At 63.7% G+C, this 26,598-nt stretch carries 24 protein-coding genes; 14 read left to right on the plus strand and 10 right to left on the minus strand.

The window, feature by feature from the left end; all coding sequences use genetic code 11:
• The first annotated feature begins 190 nt into the window (after window positions 1–190).
• Both IGS61_RS23085 and IGS61_RS23090 read left to right on the plus strand, forming a co-directional pair.
• Window positions 191–511: a hypothetical protein gene (locus tag IGS61_RS23085; RefSeq protein WP_150130844.1), complete on the plus strand. Its 321-nt coding sequence runs from the start codon at window positions 191–193 to the stop codon at window positions 509–511.
• 86 nt (window positions 512–597) lie between these two features.
• Window positions 598–1,464 (plus strand): universal stress protein, encoded by an 867-nt coding sequence (locus IGS61_RS23090; RefSeq protein WP_230541747.1) that lies wholly within the window; start codon window positions 598–600, stop codon window positions 1,462–1,464.
• A 21-nt stretch (window positions 1,465–1,485) separates the two neighbouring features.
• Here the strand turns inward: IGS61_RS23090 and IGS61_RS23095 are convergent, their stop codons facing one another.
• From IGS61_RS23095 to IGS61_RS23125, 7 genes are all read right to left on the minus strand, one after another.
• Window positions 1,486–1,845: a hypothetical protein gene (locus tag IGS61_RS23095; protein ID WP_070224943.1), complete on the minus strand. Its 360-nt coding sequence runs from the start codon at window positions 1,843–1,845 to the stop codon at window positions 1,486–1,488.
• A gap of 196 nt (window positions 1,846–2,041) precedes the next feature.
• The gene (locus IGS61_RS23100; protein WP_230541748.1) at window positions 2,042–2,608 is read right to left on the minus strand and encodes a glycine zipper domain-containing protein; all 567 of its coding nucleotides are present in this window, start codon (window positions 2,606–2,608) and stop codon (window positions 2,042–2,044) included.
• Window positions 2,609–2,712: 104 nt separating this feature from the next.
• Window positions 2,713–3,456: an amino acid ABC transporter ATP-binding protein gene (locus IGS61_RS23105; protein WP_230541749.1), complete on the minus strand. Its 744-nt coding sequence runs from the start codon at window positions 3,454–3,456 to the stop codon at window positions 2,713–2,715.
• Window positions 3,453–4,145, minus strand: a complete 693-nt coding sequence (locus tag IGS61_RS23110) for an amino acid ABC transporter permease (RefSeq protein WP_230541750.1) — start codon at window positions 4,143–4,145, stop codon at window positions 3,453–3,455. The genes IGS61_RS23105 and IGS61_RS23110 overlap by 4 nt, the downstream gene beginning before the upstream one ends.
• Window positions 4,145–4,822, minus strand: coding sequence for an amino acid ABC transporter permease (locus IGS61_RS23115; RefSeq protein ID WP_230541751.1), 678 nt, complete (start codon window positions 4,820–4,822; stop codon window positions 4,145–4,147). Before IGS61_RS23115 ends, IGS61_RS23110 begins: the two co-directional genes overlap by 1 nt.
• Window positions 4,823–4,842: 20 nt before the next feature.
• A complete protein-coding gene (locus IGS61_RS23120; protein WP_230541752.1) occupies window positions 4,843–5,673 on the minus strand; it encodes a transporter substrate-binding domain-containing protein in 831 nt (276 codons plus the stop codon).
• A 119-nt stretch (window positions 5,674–5,792) separates the two neighbouring features.
• A complete protein-coding gene (locus IGS61_RS23125; protein ID WP_230541753.1) occupies window positions 5,793–7,919 on the minus strand; it encodes a serine hydrolase domain-containing protein in 2,127 nt (708 codons plus the stop codon).
• 173 nt (window positions 7,920–8,092) lie between these two features.
• Here IGS61_RS23125 and IGS61_RS23130 point away from each other — a divergent pair, with 173 nt between their 5' ends.
• On the plus strand, window positions 8,093–9,733 hold the full coding sequence (locus tag IGS61_RS23130; RefSeq protein WP_230541754.1) for a histidine kinase: 1,641 nt from the start codon (window positions 8,093–8,095) through the stop codon (window positions 9,731–9,733).
• Entirely contained in the window at window positions 9,730–10,431 is a 702-nt protein-coding gene (locus tag IGS61_RS23135) for a LytR/AlgR family response regulator transcription factor (RefSeq protein WP_230541755.1), read from the plus strand. The genes IGS61_RS23130 and IGS61_RS23135 overlap by 4 nt, the downstream gene beginning before the upstream one ends.
• An 8-nt stretch (window positions 10,432–10,439) precedes the next feature.
• Here the strand turns inward: IGS61_RS23135 and IGS61_RS23140 are convergent, their stop codons facing one another.
• Together IGS61_RS23140 and IGS61_RS23145 are read right to left on the minus strand one after the other, a co-directional pair.
• A complete protein-coding gene (locus IGS61_RS23140; RefSeq protein ID WP_230541756.1) occupies window positions 10,440–11,312 on the minus strand; it encodes a zinc-dependent peptidase in 873 nt (290 codons plus the stop codon).
• A gap of 230 nt (window positions 11,313–11,542) precedes the next feature.
• Complete coding sequence (locus IGS61_RS23145) at window positions 11,543–12,043, minus strand: winged helix-turn-helix domain-containing protein (RefSeq protein ID WP_223278908.1); 501 nt, start codon at window positions 12,041–12,043, stop codon at window positions 11,543–11,545.
• Between the two features lie 481 nt (window positions 12,044–12,524).
• Between IGS61_RS23145 and IGS61_RS23150 the strand changes: the two genes are divergently transcribed.
• The 10 genes from IGS61_RS23150 to IGS61_RS23195 all read left to right on the plus strand — a co-directional run bounded on the left by IGS61_RS23150 (window position 12,525) and on the right by IGS61_RS23195 (window position 24,487).
• A complete protein-coding gene (locus IGS61_RS23150; RefSeq protein ID WP_230541757.1) occupies window positions 12,525–12,770 on the plus strand; it encodes a hypothetical protein in 246 nt (81 codons plus the stop codon).
• Window positions 12,771–13,166: 396 nt separating this feature from the next.
• Window positions 13,167–14,168 (plus strand): ABC transporter substrate-binding protein, encoded by a 1,002-nt coding sequence (locus tag IGS61_RS23155; RefSeq protein WP_230541758.1) that lies wholly within the window; start codon window positions 13,167–13,169, stop codon window positions 14,166–14,168.
• Between the two features lie 42 nt (window positions 14,169–14,210).
• Entirely contained in the window at window positions 14,211–15,020 is an 810-nt protein-coding gene (locus IGS61_RS23160; protein WP_442908093.1) for an ABC transporter permease, read from the plus strand.
• 11 nt (window positions 15,021–15,031) lie between these two features.
• Window positions 15,032–15,823, plus strand: a complete 792-nt coding sequence (locus IGS61_RS23165) for an ABC transporter ATP-binding protein (RefSeq protein WP_230541760.1) — start codon at window positions 15,032–15,034, stop codon at window positions 15,821–15,823.
• A 122-nt stretch (window positions 15,824–15,945) separates the two neighbouring features.
• Window positions 15,946–17,844 carry a sensor histidine kinase gene (locus IGS61_RS23170; RefSeq protein WP_230541761.1) on the plus strand — a complete coding sequence of 633 codons (1,899 nt, stop codon included), beginning with the start codon at window positions 15,946–15,948 and terminating at the stop codon, window positions 17,842–17,844.
• Window positions 17,845–17,847: 3 nt separating this feature from the next.
• Window positions 17,848–19,194, plus strand: coding sequence for a sigma-54-dependent transcriptional regulator (locus tag IGS61_RS23175; protein ID WP_034758888.1), 1,347 nt, complete (start codon window positions 17,848–17,850; stop codon window positions 19,192–19,194).
• Between the two features lie 105 nt (window positions 19,195–19,299).
• Complete coding sequence (locus IGS61_RS23180) at window positions 19,300–19,590, plus strand: hypothetical protein (RefSeq protein WP_230541762.1); 291 nt, start codon at window positions 19,300–19,302, stop codon at window positions 19,588–19,590.
• Between the two features lie 63 nt (window positions 19,591–19,653).
• A complete protein-coding gene (locus IGS61_RS23185) occupies window positions 19,654–20,340 on the plus strand; it encodes a hypothetical protein (protein WP_230541763.1) in 687 nt (228 codons plus the stop codon).
• Between the two features lie 92 nt (window positions 20,341–20,432).
• Window positions 20,433–22,751 carry a T6SS effector phospholipase Tle3 domain-containing protein gene (locus tag IGS61_RS23190; RefSeq protein ID WP_230541764.1) on the plus strand — a complete coding sequence of 773 codons (2,319 nt, stop codon included), beginning with the start codon at window positions 20,433–20,435 and terminating at the stop codon, window positions 22,749–22,751.
• Window positions 22,752–22,864: 113 nt separating this feature from the next.
• Entirely contained in the window at window positions 22,865–24,487 is a 1,623-nt protein-coding gene (locus IGS61_RS23195) for a type VI lipase adapter Tla3 domain-containing protein (RefSeq protein ID WP_230541765.1), read from the plus strand.
• Here IGS61_RS23195 and pbpC read toward each other — a convergent pair whose 3' ends face one another.
• Window positions 24,488–26,584 (minus strand): penicillin-binding protein 1C, encoded by a 2,097-nt coding sequence (pbpC, locus tag IGS61_RS23200; protein ID WP_230541845.1) that lies wholly within the window; start codon window positions 26,582–26,584, stop codon window positions 24,488–24,490.
• Window positions 26,585–26,598: the final 14 nt, after the last annotated feature.

The raw sequence follows: 26,598 nt of genomic DNA on the forward strand, positions 1-26,598 counted from the left end.
CAAGTGTAGGTGGCGCTTTTGAAGCGGACATTGCGCCAGATCAAAGGCCCGGTCTGCTTATTGCCGCGTTCGTCTGCGCTGTGTCCATATGCTAAAAATTATCAAAATCATACTCATCGGAGAGGTGATGGCACCTCGGCGGGCAAGGCAGATAATCCTTGCCTGATGGCATGATCCAAAGGAGAGCGCGATGGAAATCCAGGACGACACAGAAGCATTGAGGGACTTGTTCAACGACATCAATCCCGGCATGAGCGACGTGGAATCGGTGCATCAGGCGGAGCTCGATCCACAGCATGCGCTGGCCCTGATGGCCAATCCGAAGGCGGCGCTGAAGGCCATGGGCATCCCCGTCAGCGATGCCTCGCAAGTGCAGGTGACGATGAAGAACCGCGCCAGCCGCGCCATGCTGGAGGTGGCGCAAAAAGCGGCGCAATTGCGGCGCGTCATCGTCATCGTGATTCATTACCGCAACTGCGACGCCGACATCATCATCATCGCCATGAGCTGAAGCGGCAGGCGCCGGCCGCAGTCGTGCGCGGCAGGCGCCCCGGACTGTGCCAGAATGGCCACTACCGCACAGCGAGAGGCCAGGCCATGACGTACAAGACCGTATTGCTCCACATCGACGACAGCGCCGGACGCGCCGCCCGCATCGCAGCGGCCGCCAGCATCGCCCAGGCGTGCGGCGGCCACCTGACGGGCGTGGCCCTGACGGGCGTGTCGCGCCTGCTGTACCAGAACCAGCCCGACCTCGATGCCGACCCGAACCTGAGCTTGCATTTGAACTTCCTGCGCGAGCGGGCCACGCGCGCCCTCGACGGTTTCGAACAGCAGGTGCGCGCGGCCGGCGTCGTCTCGTACGAACCGCGCGTCGTCGACGACGAGGCGGCGGGCGGCATCAGCCTGCTGGCCCGCTATGCGGACCTGGTCGTCATCAGCCAATACAATGCCAAGGATAAATCGCCGTCCGTGATGCGCGACTTTCCCGCCTATGTGCTGCTGCATTCGGGCCGCCCCGTGCTGATCGTGCCGTATGCGCCGCCGCTGCCCCTGCTGGCGCCGCCGGCAGCGGCGCGCAATGTGCTCATTTCCTGGAACGCCAGCAAAGAAGCGAGCCGCGCCGTGAGCGCCGCCCTGCCCCTGCTGCAGCGCGCCGGGCAAGTCCACGTCGCCATCTTCGACGCCCAGGTACACGCGGCCGAGCACGGTGAACAGCCGGGCGCGGAATTGCTGCACTACCTGGCGCGCCACGGCGTGGAAGCGCGGCTGCATTTGCTCGATGGCGGGGGCGTGCGGCGCGGCGATATCGGCGAGGCCCTGCTGTCGCAGGCCGCCGACCTGTCGGCCGACTTGCTGGTGATGGGAGCGTATGGCCATTCGCGCCTGCGCGAAACCATCCTCGGCGGCGTCACGCGCACGATTCTGCAGAGCATGACGATTCCCGTGCTGATGGCGCACTAGCGCGCTGCAAAGACGGCAAGGCTAGCCGCCCTGCCAGGGCTGGCTGCGGATCTTCGCCACCTGGCGCTGCGCCAGCCACTGCCACAGCTGCAGCGCATCGTCCTGCGGCAGGGCCGACATGTGGCGCGGACTGGCCAGGGCGATTTCACAATCGCGGTCCGACCATTCCTCGAAAGTGACTTCGCCTCCGCTAGCGACTTCGACCTGATACATCAAGCCGTCGTCGTAGCCAAAGCGCAACAAGACGGCGGCCGGGCTGCCGTCCGGCGTGACGGCACCGCCCCGGTACACCTCGGCCAGCGCATCGGCCAGCTGTGCCGGCGAGGGCGCGCAGATGTCGCGCCCATCGGCCCGTGTCAGAATGAACCATGCCTGTGTCATGACGCGCCCTCCTATCCATACTCGTTAGCATGCGAGGCAAGTACTACGGGCAGTCACCTTGGTCCAGTGTCACTTCGGGCGCGCGGAAACTATCCCTGTCGGCATTGTTTACCAATAATTACTCATACTAACAAGGATCATACCTAAATTTCGTGCAGCGCGGAATTTATGCCTTTTGCACCACAGAGGCGGCGATTCACGCCACCAGCACGGGAATGCTGAGCGGGTCGAAGTCGAGCCAGTCGCCATTGGCGATCGTGCCTTCCGCTTCCTCGATATGCTCGGCGCCCAGCCGGTGCAGCGCCTCGAGCGCCCGTTCGCGTTCGTCGAGGCCGCCCAGCGCCACGGCGATCAGCATGCCCGGATGGCGCGGCTGGCGGCGGTTTTCGCCATTCCCGTCGCCGTTCTTCTCGGCTTCGCCCGCCTCCTTCATCTTGTTGAAACTGTAGAGCGAGCCCACGTGGGCGCCCACCAGCGCGCCCACGACGGGCCCCAGCGGCCCCGTCGCCAGGGTGGTGGCCGCGCCGATGCCCGCCCCGACGGCGGCCCCGACTGCCACGCCTTCCACCACGCCCGTGGGCGTCTCCCGGGCGCCGGGCGAGATGTCGCGGTCGCCGCCGAGCGCGTGCAGATCGTGCTGCCCTGGCTGGTTGACAAAGAACGCGCTGATGCGGCTATCGGAAAAGCCCGCCTGGTTCAGGGCGGCGCGCGCGGCGTCGACCTGTTCCTGCAACTGAAAATGACCTGCGATGATGCGTGACATGATCTGCCCTCCTGGTCGGCTGCTGGCGCACCGCGCGCCGCCTCGATAGCGTGCGCCGGACAACGCCGACAGACCGTTCGCTTACGCACACAGCCGCGTAATCGTCAGGCGGGAAGGCCCAGCGGGCTGCGGATATCGGCCAGGAATTGCCGTGCGCGCGCATGTTGCGGCCGCGCAAAGAAATCCTCGGGCGTGGCCCGCTCCAGCACTTGCCCGTGATCCATGAACCAGACGCGGTCCGCCACTTCGCGGGCAAAGCCCATCTCGTGCGTGACGCACACCATGGTCATGCCGCCCTGCGCCAGGTCGCGCATCACTTGCAGCACCTCGCCCACCATTTCCGGGTCCAGCGCGCTGGTCGGCTCGTCGAACAGGATCAGCGGCGGCTGCATGGCCAGCGCGCGGGCAATCGCCACGCGCTGCTGCTGGCCGCCCGACAGGGCCGCCGGCATGGCGCGCGCCTTGTGCGCGAGGCCCACCCGTTCCAGCAGGGCCAGCGCCCGCTCTTCCGCTTCCTTGCGGCTCAGGCCGCGCAAGCGCTGCGGCGCCAGCGCGCAATTGTCCAGCACCGATAAATGGGGAAACAGGTTGAATTGCTGGAAGACAAAACCGATATGCGAACGGAAGGCGTTCACGTCCAGCCCCGGCGCGTGGATATCCTGGCCCGCCACCGCGATGCGGCCCGAAGCGATCGGCTCCAGGCGGTTGATGGTGCGGATCAGGGTCGACTTGCCGGAGCCGGACGGCCCGCACACGACCAGCACCTCGCCCTTGGCCACGTGTTCATTGATCTCGCGCAAGGCGTGATACTCGCCATAGTATTTGTTGACGTTGTCAAAGGTAATCATCTAGCCGCTTTCAGGAGACGCGCCTGGCGCCGCTCGAGCCAGAAGGCGGCGCGCGACAGGCTGAAACACAAAACAAAATACGTCATGCCCAGCAAGAAATACACTTGCACGGGCTTGGTCAGCACCAGGCCATTGACTTGCGAAGCGATGAACGACACTTCGGCCAGGCCGATGATGTAACCGAGCGAGGTTTCCTTGATGGTCGAGACGAACTGGTTCACCAGCGAGGGCAGCATGTGGCGCAGCGCCTGCGGCAGCACCACCTGGCGCAGGCTGTCCAGATAGTTCAAACCCAGCGAACGGGCCGCCTCCACCTGCCCGCGCGGCACGGCTTGCACGCCGGCGCGCACGATTTCCGCCAGATAAATGCCGTCGAAAATGACGAGGGCGGCCAGCATGGTGCCAAATTGCCCGCTTTCATGCCCCGTGATGCTGGGCAGGAAGAAATACGCCCAGAAAATGACGAGCAGCAAGGGGATGCCCCGCACCACATGGATCAGCACGGCGACGGGCCAGCGCAGCAGGCGCCAGGGACTCAGGCGCGCCAGTCCCAACAGCAAGCCGAAGGGCAGGCTCAGCACCAGCGCCAGGCTGGCCAGCACGACCGTCAGCGCCAGGCCGCCCAGCGGCCCCTCGGGATAGCGTCCCACCAGAAAATACAGCCAGTAATCATGCAGCAGTTCCAGCATCAGGACACCTTCCTTTGCAGCAAGGCCGCCAGGCCCGCGATCAGCAGCGAGACGGCCAGGTAGGCCGCGCTGGCGAAGACGAAGGCCTCGACGCTGCGGAACGAGGCCGCTTCCACGCGCTGCGTCTGGTACATCAGCTCGGCTACGCCGATGACGGTGGCGATGCTGGTGTTTTGCCACAGGGTCAGGGTTTGCGACAGCAGCGGCGGCGCGGCCAGGCGCAGCGCCTGCGGCACGATGCACAGGCGCATGGTGGCGAGAAAACTGAAGCCCAGCGCCCGGCCCGCCTCGAATTGCTGGGCGGGAATGGCGCGGATGCCGCTGCGGATGTCTTCCGCCATGTAGGCGGCCGTATATAAAGTCAGGGCCGTGACGGCGCTGACGGCTTCAATATTGCCGGCATACAAGCGCTCCTTCCAAGAGTCGGGCAAGAGTTCGGGCGCGCCGAAATACCAGAACAGGAAATGGGCCAGCAACGGTACGTTGCGGATCAGCTCAACGTACGCCACGCCCAGCCCATTGAGCAGGCGCGACGGGGCGAGGCGCAGCATGGCCACGCCGCACGCCAGCGGCAGGGCCAGCAGCAAGGTAATGCCCATCAGTTGCAGGGACAGCAGCAAGCCGGAGACGAGCCAGTCGCGGTAGTCGCCGGCCAGCAAAAAGTTCAGATCAAACATGCGGAAGCGTCAGGCAAGGTTCAGGCGTCGATCTTGTCCGATTCGATCTTGAATGTGCGTTTTTCAAATTTCACATTGCTCGTCGGGCCATACCATTTGAAAAACAGTTTTTCCGCCTCGCCCGACTTTTCCAGCCCGCGCAGCACCTGGTCGACGGCCGTTTTCACGCCCTTCTCGCCTTTGCGGATACCGAAGGCAAACACTTCCTCGCTGATGTTTTGCGGCAGCACAATATAGTCCTTTTGCGCGGCGCCCAGCTTGGCGTAATTATTCAGCAGCGAGACTTCATCGTCGACATAGCCGACGCCCTTGCCCTGCTGCAAGCCCAAATACGCCTGGCCCGCCGTCTCGAACGTCACCACCTCCACGCCGGGCACGGCCTTGCGAATATTCGGTTCCTGCGTGCCACCCTTGACGGTCAGCACTTTCTTGCCGGCCAGTCCCGCGACCGTCGTGATATTGCTGCTTTTTTTCACCAGCACGCGCTGCCCCGTGTAGAACGTGGACAGCGAGAAATCGACGAGCGCTTCGCGTTCCTTGTTGTGCGTCAAGGATGCCGTCAGGATATCGATGCGGCCCTGCTGCAATTCGGGAATCCGGGCGGCCACGGCCAGCTGTTTGATCACCGGTTTGACGCCCAGGCCCTGGGCGATGGCGCGGCACAGGTCCACTTCATAGCCGACCAGCTGGCGCGACCTGGCGTCGATGAAACTGTTCGGCTCGTCCGTGCCCAGGGTGCCGCAGACCAGCTCGCCCTTCGCCTTGATGGCGGCCAGCTGGTCCGCTTGCGCCACCTGAGTGAAGGCGATGCTGGTGAATAACAGGGCGGCGAAATGAAGACGGGTCTGCATGGGATTCCTCTGGTGGATAACGAATGCCGCCATTAGACCGCAGCGTCCTTATTTCCAAAAAGGAATCTTTTCAGCCTTGCTTATGAAGAATTCATCTAAGGCATCAGTGAAGACCTCAGCTAAGGCGCCAGCGCCTTCGTCTCGCCGCCCAGGCGCAGGATCGCCGCCCTGGCCCCCACGGCGCCCGGATAGCGGGGGTCAAGCTGCAATGCCTGGCGGTAAGCCTCGACGGCCTGCGGGCGCAAGCCTTGCTCCACATAAAACTCGGCCAGACTGTCGTGCAGGTTCGCGTTCTGCGGATGCAGACTGACGGCCGCCTGCAGCACGGCCATGCCTTGCGCCACGGCGCCGCTGCCTTTCAATCGATACGCTTCCAGGTTCAGCGCCGCCGGGCTGGCCGCACCCAGCGGGTCGCGGGCCAGCGACACGCGCAGGGCGGCAAGGGCCGGTTCTGTCTTGCCGGCGCGCAGCAAGGTCAAGCCCTGCAGCGCATGCGCGCCGTCGCTGAGCGGATACAGTTCCACGGCCAGGCGGCCGGCCGCCAGCGCCGCCTCCGCTTCGCCGCGCGCGGCCGATGCTTGCGCCAGCTCAAGCAGCTCAGGCACGAAATCGGGATAGGCGCGCTGGCCGCGGAAGGCTGCGCGCAGCTGGCCATCGAGTGCGGCGATGGATACGGGGGCCTGCGGCCAGGCGATGGCGGCCGTGCGGTCCCAGCTGGCGGCCAGGGCCACGATGGCTTGCTCGAAGGCAGGATCGAAACGGGGCAAGGTGCCGGACGCTTTGCCTTGCGACAACAGAATATAGTCGCGCGCAAACGCCAGCGCGCCGCCGCGCGAATAGGTATTCAGGTCGGCGCCCGATTCGCGCAATGCCCCGGCCATGCTGGCGCCGGCCGTGAGAAACACGCGCCCTCCCGCGGGATGGCGGGCCATTTCGATGAAGGCGCGCGCGGCCGTGGCGTCGGGCGCCAGCGCTTGTTGGTTGATTTGCGCAAAGGCTGCCCGCGTGGCGGCCGCATCCGCATACGCTTGATCCGTGCGCTCGGCGTAGGCCCGGCCTTCCTCGAACAAGCCTTGCGCCACCTGGTAAGCGCGCTGCGCGCCCGCGTCGGCGATATACGTGTTCAGCTGCCAAGGTTCGCCCGTGACCACCTCGAACAGGCGCTGCACGAAGGCTTCCGGATTGACGCGCTCGAGATTGGACGCGACGGCAAGAGTGAGCTTGCGCGAGGGAAAGCTGTACAGATAGGTCACGGTTTCCGGCTGCTGGCCGCTGTGCGCAATGGCGTAGCGCCCGCCCGTCGGCAGGATTTCCCAGCCCATGCCGTAGTGCGTCAAGCGGCCCGCGCGCGTGGCCATCGGCTGCACCATGGCCGCCACGCTGGCCGCCGACAGAATCTTGCCTTCATGCACGCCCCGGCCGAAGGCCAGCATGTCGGGCACGCTGGCGCGCGTGCCGCCGGCGGAAAAGCGGCTGCTGATGTCGACGAATTCCGAATTCTTCAATGCCGTGCCGGCCAGCCGGTAGCCGCGCACGCGGTGGGCGATCACGGCGTCCGGGTCGTCCAGCACGGTGGTGTCCATGCCCAGCGGCCCCCACACGTGGCGCCGCATGTAGCCGCCATAGCTTTCGCCCGAGGCGCCCTCGATGACGGCGCCCAGCAAGTTATAGCCATAGCTCGTGTAGCGGAAGCGCGTGCCCGGTTCGGCCACCAGGTCGAACTGTTCGAAGACGGCGATGGACTGGCGCGTATCCTTGTGCTCCTTGAAATGCTGCTCCGCCTGGCTATTGCGGTAGGCGTCGATGCCGCCCAGGTGGCCCAGCAACTGGCGCACCGTGACAGTAAACGGTTTGACGGGGAAGTACGGCACATAGGTTTGCACGGGCGCATCGAGGTCGATCTTGCCCTGCTCGGCCAGTTGCAAAATGGCCACCGCCGTCATGGGCTTGGTGACGGACGCCAGCCGGTAGCTGGACCGGGCAGTGGCCGGCACGCGGTTTTCCAGGTCCGCATAGCCATAGCCTTTTACCCATTCCACGTCGCCCTGGCTGAACCCGACGGTCACGCCCGGGATGCGCTGCGCGGCCATGCGCCGGGCCACCCAGCCGTCGAAGTCCGCCAGGCGCGCGGCCAGCGCGGCGGAAGGAGCAGCGGGTGAAACAGAGGAAGGCGCGGGGGCGGCCTGCGCCACGCCGCACAACAGCGCCAGCGCGCCGGCGAAACCGTAGTATTTGCTGCTTTGCATAGTCATGATTCCATGGTGAGGGCCGCGTCCACCACGCGGCGCTGATGCATGATAAGCATCATGACAGCGCCATAGGCGGGCGATGCACGAAATGCACGCGGACTGCATGAACGGCACCGGGGAGCATGGAAATGTTGCAAAGGAGTAGCAAATGAGCAGCTACAATGCCCGCCATGCCCCCTTTCTTCCGCTACCTGTTGCTGTGCTGCCTGGCCTTGCCCTCTTTCGCCGGCGCCATGGATCGCCTGCCGCTGGACGAAGGCTGGCGCGCCTGCGGCAACACGCCCTCCGCGCCAGCCGCCGCGCTGCGGCAGTTGCTCCGGCCGGGCCAGCTGCTGTGCGTCGAGCGCGAACTGGTCCTGGCCGCCACGCCCTCGTCGACGCAGCTGCTGGTGCTGTCGGCGCTGGCTTCCAGCGAGCTGTGGCTCGATGGCAACTTGATCGGCAGCAATGGCCAGCCGGCCCGCCAGGTTGTCGATGAAAGGCCGGGCGACATCGATTTCGCCATCCACCTGACGCCGCAACAGTTGGCCGTGGGCAAGCACCACCTGCGCCTGCTGCTGTCGACGCAGCAGGCGCCGGCGCGCCTGGCGTCGCCATTCTATGCGCTGTATCTGGTCGACCGGCAAGATTACCGCGCGGCGCTGGCCTGGTACAGGCTGCCGCCGCTGCTGCTGGCGGGCGCGCTGGGCGCCGTCGCCCTGCTCTTCCTCGCCTTGACGGTGCTGTACCAGCGGCAGCGGCACTGGGCCATGTTTACCGCGCTGTGCCTGGCGGCGGCGCTGCTGCTGGTGGTGGAACTCTGGCGCAGCGTTACCGGCTATGCCTACCCCTGGCACTTGCCGCGCCTGTATGCCGTCAGCACCCTGACGTGGCTGTTTTCTGCCCTGCTGCCCCTGTATTTTTATACGGCGTACCGCCTGCCCCGTTGGCCGCTGGCGGCGGCGGTGTTGCTGGCGTGCAGCGCGCTGGCCGGCGCCTTGCCCGCGCATTTCGACGCCAGCTGCTGGCTGATGTTTATGACGGGTCTGGCGGCGAGCCTGCTGCTGAACCTGGGCGCCCTGTGGCGCCGCCTGCCGGGCAGCCGCGGCGGCACCTTGATCGCGCTGGCCTCGTGCACCCTGTTCCTGCTGACGGGCAGCCAGTTTGCCGAAGGCGGCTTCGCCCTCGTCGTGTGCTTCTTGCTGCTGCCCCTGTGCGCGCAATTGCTGGCCCAGCTGTTGAGCGAACGCGGCAAGGCGGCGCGCGCCCGGCAGCTGGAAAACCAGCTCTTGCGCAAAAGCATGCAGCCGCATTTCCTGATGAATTCCTTGAGCCTGATCAGCGAACTCAACGCTCAATCGCCGCAGGCGGCCGAAACCTTCATCGAGGCGCTGGGGGCCGAGTTGCGCATGCTCAATGAATTTGCCCAGCAGCCCAGCATCGCCCTGACGCAAGAACTGGCCCTGTGCCAGAACTACCTGAGCATCATGGGCACGCGGCTGCAGCAGCCGTGCAGCCTGCTGCTCGATGGCGACGCGGCGGGCATCGCCGTGCCGCCCGCCCTGTTGCTGACGGCGCTCGAAAACGCGTTCAGCCACAACCGCTACCGCCACGGTGCCCACTTCGTGCTGCGCAGCGCCAGGCTTGCGCAAACGCAAATACTTACGCTGGTCCTGCCCGAAGGCGAGACGCGCCCCCATGCGGGCGGCGGCGTGGGCGAACAGTACATCCGCGCCAGCCTGCATGCCGTGTTTGGCGATGCGGCCCACTATGCCAGCGAACAGCATCAGGCTGGCTGGCGTCTCACTTTTACCTTGCCGGCGGCCCCATGAACGTATTGATACTGGAAGATGAACCGCTGATCGCGCAAGGCCTGGAACGCGAAGTGCGCGCGCATTTCGGCGCGCGACTCAGCAATCTCGTGCTGCATGACAATGTCCCGCAAGCCCTGGCCGCCCTGGCGCAGAAGCAGGGGCAAGAGCAGGTCGACTTGCTGCTGCTGGATTTAAATTTGCACGGCGGGGATGGCTATGACCTGCTGCGCCTGGCCCAACAAGCCCCATTCCAGACCATCATCGTCTCGGCCCACGCGGAGCGCTCGATCACGGCCTTCGAATTCGGCGTGCTCGACTTCGTCGCCAAGCCCTTCAGCCGCGAACGGCTGCACAAGGCGTTGCAGCGCTACACGGGGCGGCATACGCAAGCGGCCTCGCTGGCCGTCAAGAAACGGGGCGCGCTGGAATGGATCGCCATGGCCGACATCGATCACGTGCAAGCCGATGGCCACTACAGCAATATCGTGCTGCGCAGCGGCGAACAGTGTTTTCATGACTTGCCGATCGACAAGCTCATGGCCCTGCTGCCGCCCCACTTCGTGCGCGTGCACCGCTCCTACCTCGTCAACAGCCTGGGCTTCAAGCGGCTGCAGATCGCCGCGGGCGGCAAGTACGCACTCGACACGCAGACCAGCACGGGTATTCCCGTGTCGCGCAGCAGCTATCCCGCGCTGAAACGGCGGCTGCTGGGCTGAAGTCCCGTTTACCAGTGCGGCGCAAAGTTCGGGAATGGAGAGGCCATGTGTTCGGGTTCCACGGGCGGCGCCATCCAGTCGCGCGGGTCAACCTTGTAGTACTGCAAGAATTGCGCATACAGTTCTTCGTGGTGCTCGGCCATCTGGTACGGTTTTTCAAAGAAGGTTTCCGTGGCCACGGCAAAGAATTCGGCGGGATTCGTGGCGCCGTAGTGGTCCATCACGCTTTGCTGCTGATAGATGGCGTCGTGGCGCAGGTTGTCGAAGTCGCGCGACAGCACCGTGGCCCAGCTGCGGTAGCTCGACACGCTGGGCAGGTAGGGCGCGCCATTCGCGGCGCCCGATTCGCTGTCGAGCTGGTGGGCGAATTCATGCAGCACCACGTTGTGGCCATCGGTCCAGTCGGCCGCCCCGCGCTGCACGTGGTCCCAGGCCAGCACGACGCGGCCATCGCCCCAGGATTCGCCCAACAAGCCGTTGGCCGATGGCGTGACGACGCCGCCCGGCCCCACTTCATCGCGCGTGACGATGAATTCCGTGGGATACACGAGGATGGTATCGAGTTCCGGATACACCTGGGTCTGGCGATTGAGCAACAGCAAGCACGCCTGGCCGGCGATGGTGTAGCGCATCTCGTCCGTGATCTCCAGGCCGCCGCAACCGACGAATTTCTTCTGATACAAAAATTGCACGACCAGGCGGCGCAACTGTTCCTGCAGCGGCGCCGGCATATGCCGGTAGACGGGAATATTGCTTTCCAGCACGGCCAGGCCTTCGGCCGGCAAGGGTTTCGCCAGGGCCCGCTTCAGGCGCCAGCGGGGGAACCACAGCGAAAAGACGATGGCTGCCGTGACGAGGGCGATCCACAGCAGCGGGTTCATGCGGCGGCCCGCGTCAGGACAATGAAGGCATGGGGGCAGGAAAACACGGCGTAGGCAGACAAGGACAGCTCCTTCAAGTGAACCCGCGCGTTGCGGGCGGCAGTCCAGCCCACATGGGGTTGATTAATATCTTTTCAATCCGCCAAGGTCAAAGGGCTTGCCCCAACGCCAAAAGCCGGGTTGCAACCCGGCTTCTATTACGTCACAACGCCTGACAAAACCGATAGGTTTTACTCGGCCGACTTTTGCTGTGGCGCGCCAAACAAGGCGGCCACCAGCGGATCGCGCGTCACGGGACCGCGGTTGACGCGGATGGCGTAATGCGTGTCATCGGCCAGGATGTGGAAGTGGCGGCCGCTGCCTGCCATGCTTTGCTCGCGCAAGCCGGGACGGTCCTTGCGCGGTGGCGCGCCTTCGCGTTTCGGCTGGACGATGGCGGCCAGGAAGGCGCGCACGCGCTCAGGGTCCGGCGTCAGCTGGTACACTGCCTTGCCCAGGTAGGTGGCGGTGCCTTCGATGTAGCGGGCCAGTTCGATCACGCCCGCTTCGCGCAGGTCGCGGATGTATTTGCGGGCGCCCGATGGCGAAAACTTGAGGAACCAGGCGATTTCGTCGGCCAGCATCTCGTGCAGCGACAATTCACCGATCAGTTTTTGCATGTTTTCGATGCGGCGCAGGGTGGCCGACGTCGAACGCACGCGCTCGATCGGTGCCATGGAAATGGGATTCATGCGTTCCGGGGGGATGGGTGCTGCGCGTTCGACCATTTGCGAGCCTTTTTCGGGGCTACGAAGTTCCTGGTGCGCTGCCTTTAATTCGCTCTTCACGTGAGACTGAGTCATTGCATGCATTTGAATACTCCTTTTAAACGATTGCCGGTAGCCCGGATTGTTAAGTTCTTGGCAATTTTTATACCAGAACGCCACGAATCCTGAGCGTCTGGACACAGAATGCCTGTGCCGGCGGCGCTGGTCTGTGCGTTAACGAACATTAGAAGCAAGAAAGTGAAAAATATTTCCCTGTTGAATCATTTCTCTCGTGGCATCTAAAAAAGGCATCTAAAAAAACACTGTGTCTCATTCACTGTGTCCCATACATGGCACAAAGTGAAATAGCGAACAGAAGCAGAGTCGCCATTGCAATAAATTCAAGCTTCGCGCGCGGCGCCTGCCGCCCGCACCGCGATCCTTCGACTCTTGCAAAGGAAACATCATGAAAATGCCTGCCCTAATGCCTGCCCTGTGGGCCGCCGCCTTGCTCGTCACCTTGTCCGCCTGTAAAAAACCGGCCGAAGCGCCCCTGCCCGAAACGGCGCCGAATCCCGCCTCCACGCCACAAGTGATGCCTGCCCCCGTCACGCCAGCCATGCCGGAAGCGGGCCCCGGCAGCACGACGCCGCCTGCGCCGCTGACCGATCCCGCCACCGCGCCCGCCCTGCCGCCCGCCACGCCGAAATAAGGCGACAGACGAAGGCCTCCATCAGGCGCCCACGCGGCGCCATCCCTACTCCACGGGGGAGTTACGCGTTGCCAGCCGGTTTGCAACGCGTTTTTTTACGTTTGGAGTCGCCCGCGCCATGAAGGTTCACCCGCATCTGCGGCGCCGGCACGCCTCGCCAGCAGCGGCCGCAATGCGGCAATCCGCACAGTCTTTCCCCTCGCCGTGCGGAAAGGCGGAATCTCGCCATTTCCCATTTTCAATAGATTCAAATTAAGCCTTTATAAACAATCACTTGCAATAAACGCCAAAATGCGCTCCACTGGCACGGAAGATGCTTTTATATTTTCATAAGCGCCATCAGAGCGGCAGCCTCACCCAATATAAAAACCATCTACCTTTTTTGGAGACAACAGCATGGCACGCACCTTCCGCATCTCGTCCTTCCTCAACACCAAGGCACTGGCCGTGGCCGTCGCCCTGGCCGCGCAATTCCCGCTGGCCGCCCATGCGGCCGACCTGGTTCGCCTGGGCAACCTGAAATTCGCCCATTACGGCGCCGTTGCCTACATGAAGGAAATCGCGCCCAAATACGACTTGAAGATCGAGGAACGCATCTTCGCCAAGGGCCTCGACATCGTGCCGGCCATGATCGCCGGCGAAATCGACGTGTCCGCCAGCGCGCTGGAAGCGGCCATCACGGGCCGCGCCACGGGCTTGCCCGTGTATCTGGTGGGCGGCTTCGCCAAGGGCGGCGTGCAGATCGTCGCCCGGCCCGACCTGAACATCAAGGATATTGCTGGCTTGAAAGGCAAGAAAGTCGGCGTCACGCGCGGCGGCCCGCAGGAAATCCTGCTGTTTGCCGAACTGACCAAGGCCAAGCTGACCTGGTCCGACAAGCCGGGCAAGGACGTGCAGATCCTGTACATGGGCTACCCGGACCTGAACCAGGCGCTCTTGACCAAGGACATCGACGTCATGAGCCAGTCCGAACCGTACTCGACGCAGGCGATCCACAAGAAATATGGCGCGGCCGTCATCAAGCCCTACGACACGCCGCTGGGCGAGCCCGTGCGCGCCCTCGTGATGACGGAAAAGATGTACAAGGAAAAGCCGGCCGTGGCCCAGCGCTTCATGGATTGCTTCGTCGCCGCCACCCGCGCCTTCCTGGCCGACCCGAAACTGGCGGAAAAATACGTGCGCGAATCGATGTTCAAGAACCAGATCACGTCCGAGGATTACCGCGACGCCATCGACAACGCCATCTTCACGGAAGACATCACGCAAAGCCACGTGCAGCTGACCACCGACTACATGGTGAAATTCGGCGTGGGCCGCATGGCCAAGGCGCCTGCCGCCAAGGATTGGGTCAAGCTGGACCTGCTGGAAAAAGCCAAGAAGTCCTATGTCCCACGCTAACCACGACCTCGCTAATCTGAAAGTGTCACGATGAATATGCAAATGATGAAACGCTTCGCGCACGGCGCCGCCGTGCCCGTCGCCGTGCTGCTGCTGTGGCAAGCCATGTCGACCTTCGGCTGGATCAACCCGCAAATCCTGCCTTCGCCCGTGGCCGTGCTGGTGAAATGGTATGAATACCTGATCCCGATGCAAGCGTACACGCCCGAAGCGGGCAATTACCTGGTGTGGATGTTCTCCGGCGAACTGCCGCACGACGCCTGGGCCAGCCTGTCGCGCGTGCTGGGCGGCTTTGCCATCGGCGCCGGCCTGGCCTTGCCGCTGGGCTTGCTGATGGGCACCAACAAGACCATCTATAAACTGTTCGACCCGCTGGTGCAGGTGCTGCGCCCGATTCCGCCGATCGCCTACATTCCGCTGGCCATTTTATGGTTCGGCCTGGGCAACCCGCCCGCCTTCTTCCTGATCAGCATCGGTTCCTTCTTCCCCGTGCTGATGAATACCATCGCCGGCGTGCGCCAGGTCGACGGCATCTACATCCGCGCCGCGCGCAACCTGGGCGCCAGCCAGATGACCATGTTCCGCCGCGTCATCCTGCCGGCGGCCACGCCGTACATCCTGGCCGGCGCGCGCATCGGCATGGGCACGGCCTTCATCGTCGTGATCGTGGCGGAAATGATCGCCGTCAACAGCGGCCTCGGTTTCCGCATCCTGGAAGCGCGCGAATATTTCTGGTCTGACAAGATTATCGCCGGCATGTTTACCATCGGCCTGTTCGGCCTGGCCATCGACATGGCCATGAATGCCCTGAATAATCATTTGCTGCAGTGGCACCGCGGCCTGGAACACTGAGAGGAACGGCCATGACCACGATCAATATCAATGCAGTCAATAAAATCTTCACCACGGGCGGCGCGGACGTCATCGCCCTGAAGGATATCAACCTGGAAATCGCCAGCGGCGAGTTCATCTGCCTGCTGGGGCCGTCCGGCTGCGGCAAGTCGACCTTGCTGAACGCCATCGCCGGCTTTTCGCAGCCCACGTCGGGCCAGATCCTGGCCGGCGGCAAGCTGATCACCGAACCCGGCCCCGACCGCGGCATGGTGTTCCAGGAATATGCCTTGTTCCCATGGATGACCATCGAAAGCAATATCGCTTTCGGCCTGGAAATCGCCGGCAAGACGCCGGCCGAGATCAAGGAGCGGGTCGACATGCTGCTGAGCATGCTGGGCTTGACGGAATTCCGTACCCGCTACCCGAAAGACTTGTCCGGCGGCATGCGCCAGCGCGTGGCGATCGCCCGCGTGCTGGCCCTCGATTCGCCGATCATGCTGATGGATGAGCCGTTCGGCGCGCTGGACGCCTTGACGCGGCGCAACCTGCAAGATGAATTGCTGAAAATCTGGAAAGTCTTCGGCACCACCATCGTGTTTGTGACGCACTCGATCGAGGAATCGATCTACCTGGCCGACCGCACCATCGTCATGACCTACCGTCCCGGCACCATCAAGCGCGACGTGGCCATCGAGCTGCCCCGCCCGCGCGACCCGAGCGACCCCGAGTTCAACCGCCTCAAGCGCATGCTGGGCGAGATGGTGATGGAAGAGCAGCAAAGGCACCATAACGCGGAAACCATGGCCAGCACTGCTGATTAATCGCCGCGCAAGCTAATCCGAAAGCAAGTACCGGGGTCGGACCTTAAGGTCCGACCCCAGTCTTCGACTTGCGGGTTTCAGCTTTACAATATCGCTGTATTTAACCCGACACACGGAGCACCATGGCATTCGGCAAATGGCCCCTGAGACAGCTGCTTGCCCCCCTGCTGGCCGTGGGCTCGCTGGTCGTGCTGACGTGGGCCTCGTATGCCTGGGTCAAGCAGCGCCAGCTCGATGAATTGCACCGCACGCTAGATTCGCGCGCGGAACTGTATGCGGCGTCCATCGGCGGCGCCCTGAACAAGTACGAATTCCTGCCCCTGGCCGTGGCCCAGAGCGATGCGGTGGCGCAATTGCTGGAACAGCCCAGCGCCGACAGAGTGACGCAGATCAATGCCTACCTGGTCGACATGAACCGCCGCGCGGGCGCCTTTGCCGTCTACGTGCTCGACGACAAGGGCACGACCCTGGCGTCGAGCAACTGGCAAGACCGCAGCTCCTACGTGGGCGTCAACTACGGCTTCCGCCCGTATTTCAAGAACGCCATCGCGGGCGGCATCGGCCGCTTCTACGGCATCGGCTTTTCCACCTTCGAGGCCGGCTACTTCATTTCGCAGCCCGTGCAGCGCGACGGGCGCATCCTCGGCATCGTCGCCGCCAAGGTCAACCTGGACTGGATCGAGCAATCGTGGCGCACGCCCGGCGCCGGTGAACAGATCTGGGTCAAGGATGCGAATGGCGTGATCATCCTGGCCACCACCCCCGCCTTCAAGTTCAAGACGCTGGCGCCTTTGTCGCCGGCCGCCAAGAAAGACATCAGCGAACAGCGTCAGTTCCTGCAGGAAAATCTGCCCATCTTGCCGCACCGCGTCAGCCGCCAGTTCGCCGACGGCGCCAGCGTGATGACGCTGGAACGCCCGCAGACGAGCGACGCCCCCGCCCTGTCCGGCAATGCCGACAAGGCGGACTATCTGGCCGTGAACCGCGTGCTGGGCCCGCTGCAATGGCAAATCACCGTGCTGGCCGAGCTCGACCAGGTCGACGAGGCGGCGCGCAACGCGGCCATCGCCGCCGCGCTGGGCTGGGCCCTGCTGCTACTGGCCCTGATGTATGCGCGCCAGCGCCGGCGCCGCATCGCCGACAAGCTCAATGCGCAGCAAACCCTGGCCCGTGCCTATGAACAGCTGGAAATCAAGGTCGAGCAGCGCACGGCCGACCTCGTCCACGCGAACGGCCGCCTGCAGGCGGAAGTTGCCGAGCGCGAGCGGGCCGAGCAGACCTTGCGCTATGCCCAGGCGGAACTGGTGCAAAGCGGCAAGCTGGCAGCCATCGGCCAGATGGCGGCCGGCGTCACGCACGAACTGAACCAGCCGCTGGCCGCCCTGCAGACATTTTCCGACAATGCCAAGGTGTTTTTGGCACGCGGCCAGATCGACGACGCGCTCGACAACCTGTCGACCATTTCCGACCTCGTCAAGCGCCTCGGCTACGTGACGTCGCAACTGAAGGGCTTTGCGCGGCGCAGCGACGATGCCCGCAAACCCGTCAGCGTGCGCCAGGCGTTTGCGCAAACCATGCTGCAAATCCGCACGCGCAAGCATTCGCAGCGTTTGAGCCTGCATGAAAGCTGGCTGGAGGACGACATCATCGTGCTGTGCAACGCCATCGGCCTGGAACAGGTATTTACCAACCTGATCACGAATGCCATGGATGCCGTGCCGGAAAGCGAACCCGTGCAGATCTGGTTCCAGGTGCGCCGCGAAGGCAGCCTTGCCGTGCTGCATATCACCGATAATGGCCCCGGCATCCCGCTGGCCTCGCTCGACAAGATATTCGACCCCTTCTATACCACCAAGGAACACGGGCTGGGCTTGGGATTGTCGATCAGCGCTGGCATACTGCGCGCGGCCGGCAGCGCCCTGGCCGTGCGCAACCGCAGCGCGCAGGAAGGGGGCGGCGCACAATTTACCATCACCCTGAGCTGCGCCCCGGGGGAGAATAAGCTAGAGACGAAGGAATAGGGAATGCACGAGAATAATTTTGAAGGCATGCAAGTGCTGCTGGTGGAAGACGATGCTGTCGTGCGCAAGGGCGCCCGGCAATCGCTGGAACTGGCGGGTCTGCAAGTGACGGCCGTCGCCACGGCCGAGGAAGCGCTGCCTTACCTGGTGCCCGAATTTGCCGGCATTTTATTGAGCGATATCAAGCTGCCCGGCATGGATGGCTTGAAACTGCTCGATATCGCCGTGGCACAGGATGCCAGCCTGCCCGTCATCCTCGTGACCGGTCACGGCGACGTGTCGATGGCCGTGGGCGCCATGCGCCGGGGCGCCTACGATTTCATCGAAAAACCGTTTTCCGCCGACCTGCTGGTGGAAGTGTGCCGCCGCGCCCTGGATAAACGCCACCTGGTGCTGGAAAACATGAACTTGCGCCGCCAGCTCGAACAGCGGGTCGGCATCGAGGCGCGCATCGTGGGCCGCAGCGCCGCCATGGCCAAGGTGCGCCAGCTGGTGCTGAACCTGGCGCCGAAGTCGGCCGACATCATCATCCTGGGCGAAACGGGCACCGGCAAGGAACTCATCGCCCGCTGCCTGCACGACTTCAGCGAGCGGCGCGACCACCCTTTCGTGGCCATCAATTGCGGTGCCCTGCCCGAATCGATCTTCGAATCGGAACTGTTCGGCCACGAGGAAGGCGCGTTTACGGGCGCGCAGCGCCAGCGCATCGGCAAGATCGAATACGCGAACGGCGGCACCCTGTTCCTCGACGAAATCGAAAGCATGCCGCTGGCCCTGCAGGTAAAACTGCTGCGCGTGCTGCAGGAGCGCCAGGTGGAACGGCTCGGTTCCAACAAATTGATTTCCGTCAATTTCCGCGTGATTGCCGCCGCCAAGGAAGATTTGAATGTTCTGGCGGAACAGGGCAAGTTCCGGCCCGACCTGTATTACCGCCTGAACGTGGCCAGCCTCACCCTGCCCGCGCTGCGCAACCGGCGCGAGGATATCCCCCTGCTGTTCGAATTTTTCGTGCTGCAGGCGGCCCTGCGCTATGGCCAGCCGGCCGCCCTCGTCAGCGGCGAACTGATCGCCTCGCTGATGGCACAGCGCTGGGCCGGCAATGTGCGCGAGCTGCACAACGTGGCCGACCGCTTCGTGCTGGGCCTGCTGGACGATACCCTGAGCCCGGCCGGCTGCCGCGAGGCATCCTTGGCCGAACAGGTCGACACCTTCGAGATTTCCATCATCGAAGAAGCCTTGCGCCGCCACAATGGCAACGTCATCGATGCGGCCGCCTCGCTGAATATCCCGAAGAAAACCCTGTACGACAAGCTCAAGCGCTTTGACATCTCGACGGAGCAATTCCGATAAGCACTAGCAACTAGCCGACACAGCCATGCGGCGGCGTCCTACCCGTGCTGGCAGTCTCCTGTGTGAGAATGCCAGTTCTTACTCACTTCTGCACAGGACACCGCCATGAAAACCGCCGCTCTCTTGCTGGCCGCCACCCTGATGACCGTCGGCGGCGCCTGGGTGCAAGCCCAGTCGACGACGAACGTCAACCAGACGGGCAACCACACCAACAATGCCAACGATCCAGGCCAGCAATCGGACCAGTCCGACAAGCTCGACAACAAGGGCAGGCTGATCCACGACGCCAAGCCTGCCAAAACACGCACGGACAAGCGCACGCGGCGCGGCAAGCCGACGGCGCCGCCGGCGTCCACACCCGCTGTGCCCAGCATCCCCGTCGCCCCGGCGAAATAGGGTCAGCGCTGCGCCACATTGCTCCAGGGCACGCTATCATCACGCCTTTACAAGATAGCCGGGATGACAATGAAAGCAGCATGGCAAGTGTTGGTGGCGGCAGGCGTACTGGCGGCCGCGGGCGTACAGGCGGCGCCGACGGTGGGCGAGTGCATGGAATTGACGACGGGCGTCAAGTTCAGCAAGAACAATGGCGACGCGCAAGTCAACGTCGAGGAAGTCTTCGAAGGCAAGAAACTCAAGGGTATCCAGCTGATCCTCGACGGCGGCGTCTTGCTGGCCACGTCCTACCAGGACATCCGCGACGGCCAGGTCTTCCTGACGGGCACGGTCCATTACAACGAAGACGGCACTGTGCGCAGCAAGAACGTCTACGCGCCGCAGTCGGCCATCCCCGCCAGGATGCGCCCGGGCCAGGAAGTGCGCGTGCAATTCACGGACACGCAAACGAGCACCCACTACCCGCTGGCGGGACTGTCCGACAAGATCACCACCTCCACGCGCACCGATCAACGCGATTTCTCGATCACCTTCCTGGGCTGGGAACGCCTGGAACTGGGCGGGCGCCGCTTCCCCGACGCCTGCAAGTTCGAATTGCACGACGTGGGCGGCAAGAGCAAGGGCAAGAGCGGCGAATACGTGTGGTACGCGCAGGGTTTCGGCGTGATCATGACGGACAAGCTGGACCAGGATGGCGACGTGCAGCCCGCGTACCGCATCGCGCTGACGAAGATCATCAGCGCGCCGTAAGACCGCATTCTTTCCCGCAAAGTTTGCGTAATCGCAACTAATCCGCCATCGCGCCTCTCTACACTGTCCTGACTGGTCAGCATGGAGCGGCGATGGCGTATCCCAAACTTCCCTACACCAGCGGCAAGAGCAGCGCCCTGCTCCATTGCGGCCGCATGCAGGACGCCATCGTGCGCATCCGCCCTGAGCTGCCCGGCAACATCATCGTCATCCATGGCGTCAACGATGTGGGCACCAGTTTCGGCGCCGTGGAAAAGGGACTCTGCCAGGGACTCGATGCGCGCATGTATGGCGGCGGCCACGTGTTCACCCCGGCCGCCTACCGCATGCCGCAGGAATCCGACAAGCGTGAAGTGATCGCCGATCCGGACGCCATCTATTTCAAGCGCAAGCCTGACGATACGACGTACAGCCCCGTGATCCCGTTTTACTGGGGCTTTCGCGAACAAGGCAACGCCAGCAAAGTGGTCAACGGCCAGAACACGGACCGCTACGGCAACCGCCTGGACAAGGACATGTCGAAGAACGGCGGCCCGTTCGGCAATGCCACCAACACCCTGCCCGACATGTGGAACAAGGGCTTGTTCTCGCCCTACGACGTGGGCGGCGACCCCGTGCGGCCCCTGATGACGGCACCCGGGCGCATGTATATGGTGCTGGCGGCCAAGCGCCTGGCCGCACTCATCGCCATGATCCGCGACTACGACAGCAACGACGTGGTTTCCATCGTCGCGCACAGCCAGGGCTGTCTGATCTCGCTGCTGGCGCAGGCCTTCCTGCTCGACGAGGGCAAGCGCCCCGCCGACACCTTGATCCTCACGCACCCACCCTACAGCCTGGTGGAAGACACGTCCATGTTCTTCGGCGCGGCGGAATCGAGCCGCATCTTCGGCGGCGGCCAGGATGCGGTCATGCGCAAGCAGTACATGGCCATCAACGACCGCCAGACCTTCCATGCGCGCCTGCAAACGCTGGTGCAGATCGTGCAGGGCGTGGTGGCAAAAAAACATGCCACACCCGCCTTTGCGCAGATCAAGGATCACGCCGTCTGTCACGGCATGGCCGGCGCGGCATGGCGCGCGGAGGCGGACCGCGACAACCGGGGCAAGGTCTACCTGTACTTTTGTCCCGAAGACATGACGGTGGCGCTGGACAATATGCAAGGCATCGGCTGGCAGGGCGTGCCCGATCATCAGAATGGCCATGGCCTGTCGAAAACCGAGGGCAAGAAAGACGGAGGCATCTGGGGCGCCGGCCCTACTCAGTGGGACAAGCAATACCAGATGCGCAAGCCGCTGGCCGAGCTGGGCGCAGGATTTTACCAGCGGGTCTTTACCAACAAACAGCGGTCCGATGCAGCTGGAAAAAACAGCGGCCCGGTACTCGTCGGGCTGCCGCCGCACGACTTCGCCCTGCGCCTGGAAGACGAGGACGACCACGCCCACGTGGCCGGCGCCAACCGTGGCCATCGCGGCAACCATGACGAGGCACCATGGCCGCCCGTCAAACCCGGCAAATGGAATATCTTTTCCACGGAAGCGGGCCGGCGCGAAGGCTTGCGCACGATCAATGGCGAAGCGCTGCGCGCGCCCAGGGCGGCCGTACTCGACGGCGGCGAAGTCAAGCCGGCGCAATTCCCCAAGGATTCCGACCAGGCCAAGCTGCCGCGCGACCAGCAAGGACCGTGCGAAGAGGTCGATCCGATCGATGCGGCCATTGCCATTACCAGTAAAAAAGGCGTGCGAAAACTTCCGAGAGAAGTCGTCGACGATCCTCGCCCCCTGCACGACCGGAAATCGGAATACAACTATGGCCCCTTCAGTCCGTCCGCACTCAAACAGGTGGAGCAAGCTCTCAATCTGGGCAAAGAACCGGGAGACTGGCGCAAGCTGGAACGCGTGGCCCGCTACCCGCGCGGCGGTGACCTGCTATACATCGATCCGCTGGAAACCCCGAACCAGGCGCGCAAGCGCTGGCAGAACGAGGTCAGCCCCAAATCCTTCCACGGCGCCATCATCGGCAACGCGAAAAACCACCGCAATGTGACGGCGTATGACGTGGCCATCGGCAGCGGGAAGGCGAGCAGCGATCCGCAGTTTTACCGGTATTTGTGTGCGGTGGCGGATTGGCGGCTGCAACGAGATGCACTGATACCTCACCGGCCGTCTATTCGCAGATGGGAAGAGTTCCTGACGCAATTTGGCGTCTATTGGGCATCTGAATCCACGCAACGCAGACAAATTATCGAAGGTAATGCCCAATACTACAGTTCGGGAGTGCTACCGGCCTGGTTACCTGACCTGCAAGCTGGCCTGCCCTCCACCGTCGTGTGTGAAACCGTAACGGGCAGACGCACCGAATCGGTCATCACGCCAGTCGTTCACAAAGCCAGCGATGACATCCCAAAATGAACAACTTGCTTCCGCGCTTGACGTATCCGCTCATTGCTGGCCTTGGTGCACTGGCACTGCTACTGCTTTGGTCTGCACTGAGCAATCACTCACCTTTCTTGCTGGAGGCAACGATGAGCAGCAAAATATGGAAACACCTGAGATGGCTCTTGCTGATCCCGCCCATCGTGGCGGCCGCATTGCTTGGTGAACGCTGGCTGCACTCCTCCAAGCCTGTACCCATCGCAAAGCCGCAAGTGCAGCAGGCGGCGCCTACAGAGCAGGAAAAGCGGGAATATGTGCTGGAAGTGATCGGTCTTGGCGTCACCCTGGACAAGTATCGTCAGGACAAGCTTTGGGAAGCCCTGCAGAAGGGAAACGCCTATGCCAGCATCCGCGAACAGGACAAGGAAAAATATCCATGGGATGCCATGGAAAGATCGGGAATGTCGGGGGGCCGCAGTGGTGATGCGCTGGAAAATGGCGCAAAGTACATCCCCATGTATTTTGGTGTGCCCGTGTTTAACGCAGAACCACCGATCTTTAATTCACGCATGCTGGACCGCCCCGATGCGCCGGTAATAGGTTTGGCCGCTGGCGCCGCCCCCTCCGGCCTGCACTGGCATCTGTTCATTGCCGGTCCGCGCCGCTTCAGTGAGCATCCGGACCGCATCCTGGAAGACGTGTTCGCTTTTTTTGACGCCAACCCCGATGTACCCTACATCGTACTCAATTCCGAAGACAGCACGCCCACGCGCGATCTGTACCGGCCAATTGATTCGCCATCACTTGTGAAGGATGGGCGCTACATCCCCGAAATGCCCGACGCCTCCGCCCTGTTCGTGCTGGCCCGGCGCGAACGCATCGATGCCGTGCGCAAGTTTGCGTATGACGATGCGCCGCCCGAGGACAGCGTCGACGATTTGAATACCTACGGCGTGGCGCGGCGCTTGTACCTGGCCTACTATGATTTGATGGGCACCGTGCCACAGGCACGCCTGGAAACTGATCCCACAGCCATCACCCGGCGCCAGCCCAGCATCGCCGAATGGCTGCCCGTCGCCGCGCAATTCGCCCGGCGTCCCGACATCCGCGGCACGGGCAGCTTCAGCATGCTCGACAGGCTTCAGCACAAGACCTATCAGCCGCCGAAAGACTGGCAGCCCACGCCCTGGTTTCCCCTGCCGTTTAACAAGGAACAGCTGGCGCAGCTGGACCGCCTGCCCACCTTCGGCTTCCTCCACCGGCCCACTTTTATCAAATTGACGGATGAACACGGCAAGCCGCTCACGCGGCGCGACCAGCGCGAACACGCCCTGCAGGCGGGCTGGCAGCAAGCCTTGCGCAGCTTGCCGGAAGCCGAGCGGCCCGCCGCACCGGCGCGCCTGGTCGCGGCCACCGGCGGCAATCAGGCGCAGCTGCTGGCGCTGCACAAGACTTTGCTGAAACATGCGGAAGATGGCGGCACGGAACTCGACAGCGGCAACACGGCGCAATGGATCGATACGGACCGGCGCCTGGGCAACACGGGCGCGGCCACCCTGTTCGTGCAGATGGCCATCGGCGTGATGGGCAGCTACCGCGATGGCGGCGTCAGCGCGGTGGTGAACCTGCGCAATCCGGACGAGGCGACCATCGTGCTGGTCAGCCCGCCATCGGAAGAAAAACGCCGCACGCAAAAACACCCGCACGGCGGCGATGTGCTGCGGCACTACGTCACGCCGGCCATCGACCCGGCGAACTATCCATCGAATTGATTATTTTCCCTGTGCGGCCAGCTGCGCCAGGGCATTGCCCCGCACCTGGAATGCCACCTGCGCCACCGTCTTGCCAGCGTCATCGACGAGGGCCAGCGCATGCTTGCCGGGCACGGGGCGCCAGCTGATGCTCTCCGCTGCGCCGCCCATATCCTTGCCGTCGAGCACCCAGCGCAAGCCGTGGCTGCCTTGCGCCTGGAAGAACACGCGCTGCAGAGCGGGCGGGATGTCGGGGTCGATGGCGAGGATGCTGTCCTCGGCCGGATAGACGATGGCGGGCGGCTTCACGGTGTCGCCCAGCACGGCGATGACGGGGCTTTCCGTGCCGGCAATAAACCATTCGCGGCGCGGCGCTTCCAGCGCGGGCTGGTAGGCCACCATTTGCTGCAGCACGCCTGGCGGCGCTTTCGGGGCATGGCTGGGCACGTTCTTGTGCAGATAATCCATTACGTCGCGCCACACGGGCGCGGCGCCCGTCACGCCCGACACGTCCCACATGGGCTTGCCGTCAAAATTGCCCACCCACACGCCCACCGTGTAGCGTTCCGAGTAACCCATGCACCAGTTGTCGCGCATGTCCTTGCTCGTGCCCGTCTTGACGGCGCTCCAGAAATTCGTCCCCAGCTCGTTGCGCAAGCCAAAGGTCATGCTGCGCGCGGCACGGTCGGCCAGGATATCGCTCACGATGAAGGCGGCGCCCGCCTCCATCACGCGGCGCCGGTCCTTGCCAGCCTGCCCCGGCTGCAGGCTGGCCGTGCTGTACAGCCCGCCATTCGCCAGCGCGCGGTAGGCGTTGGCCAGTTCCAGCAGGGTTACTTCCGACGAGCCCAGCGCCAACGAAGGGCCGTAGTATTCGGCCGGTTCCGTCAGGCTGGACAAGCCCACGTCCTTGAGGCGGTTATAAAAACCGTCCTGCCCCGTCAGCAACACCGTGCGCACGGCGGGAATGTTCAGGGAACTGGCCAGGCTGGTGCGGGCGCTGACGTAGCCCTTGAAATTGCGGTCGTAGTTTTGCGGCGCATACATGCCGGACGCCGTGGCGACGTCCAGCGGCGAGTCGTCCATGACGGAGGCGGCCGTGATCAGGCGGCGCTCGATGGCCAGTTCATACAGGAAAGGCTTTAATGTGGAACCGGCCTGGCGCAAGGCAGTCACGCCATCGACGTGGCTGCCGCCCGCATTGCCCACATAGGCGAGGATCTCGCCGCTGCGGTTGTCCAGCACGATGATGGCGCCGTCGTTGACATTGCGCTCGCGCAAAGATCCCAGCTGCTGACGCAGGTTTTCCTGGGCGAAACGCTGCAGCGCACCGTCGAGCGTGCTGGCGACTTGCGCGCCCGGCTGCTTCAGCAGTTGCTGCGCCACTTGCGGCGCAGGCGCCAGGTCGGCGTACAGGGCCGTGCGCTGCAAGGCCGTTTGCACGCGCTGGCCGATCAACTGGCAACTGCTGTCCATGCGCCACTCCTTTGCCAGCGCGCAGGCACGGCGCGTGACGGCGGCCGGCGGCGCATTCGGCGCCCGCACGAGGCTGGCCAAAATGATGCCATCGGTCTGGTTCAGGCCCGACGGCGCCTTGCCGAACAGGCTGTACGAAGCGGAGGCGATGCCCTGCAGCTCTCCCCGGAACGATACGAGGTTCAGATAGGCCTCGAAAATCTGCGCCTTGCTCCAGCTATCCTCGATCGCCTGGGCGGCGCGCATCTGGTCCCATTTCTGGCGCAGGCTGCGTCCGCCCGCTTGCGCCTGCAAGTCAGCATCGAGCTGGCCCGCCAGCTGCATGGTGATGGTCGAGGCGCCACGGGCTTTCTTGGCAAACAGATTGTCCCAGGCGGCCGTGGCCAGCGCGGACACATCCACGCCGCCATGGCGCATGAAGCGCTGGTCTTCCGCCAGCAGCACGGCCTGCTGCAGGGCGGGAGAAATATCGGCCAGCGGCACCCACGGCAAGCGCCGTACCTTCATGTCCACGCGTAACGATTGCAAGGGCGCGCCGCTGCGGTCCAGCAACTGCGCTTCCGAACTGCGGTAAGCGGCCTGCACCTGGGCCGGCGTCAGGACCGCCTCGGCGAAGACCGGGCTGGCCAGCAGGCAGCCCATGATCAAGATCAACC

This window comes from Janthinobacterium sp. FW305-129 (genome assembly GCF_020858115.1).
GTDB lineage: Bacteria > Pseudomonadota > Gammaproteobacteria > Burkholderiales > Burkholderiaceae_D > Janthinobacterium.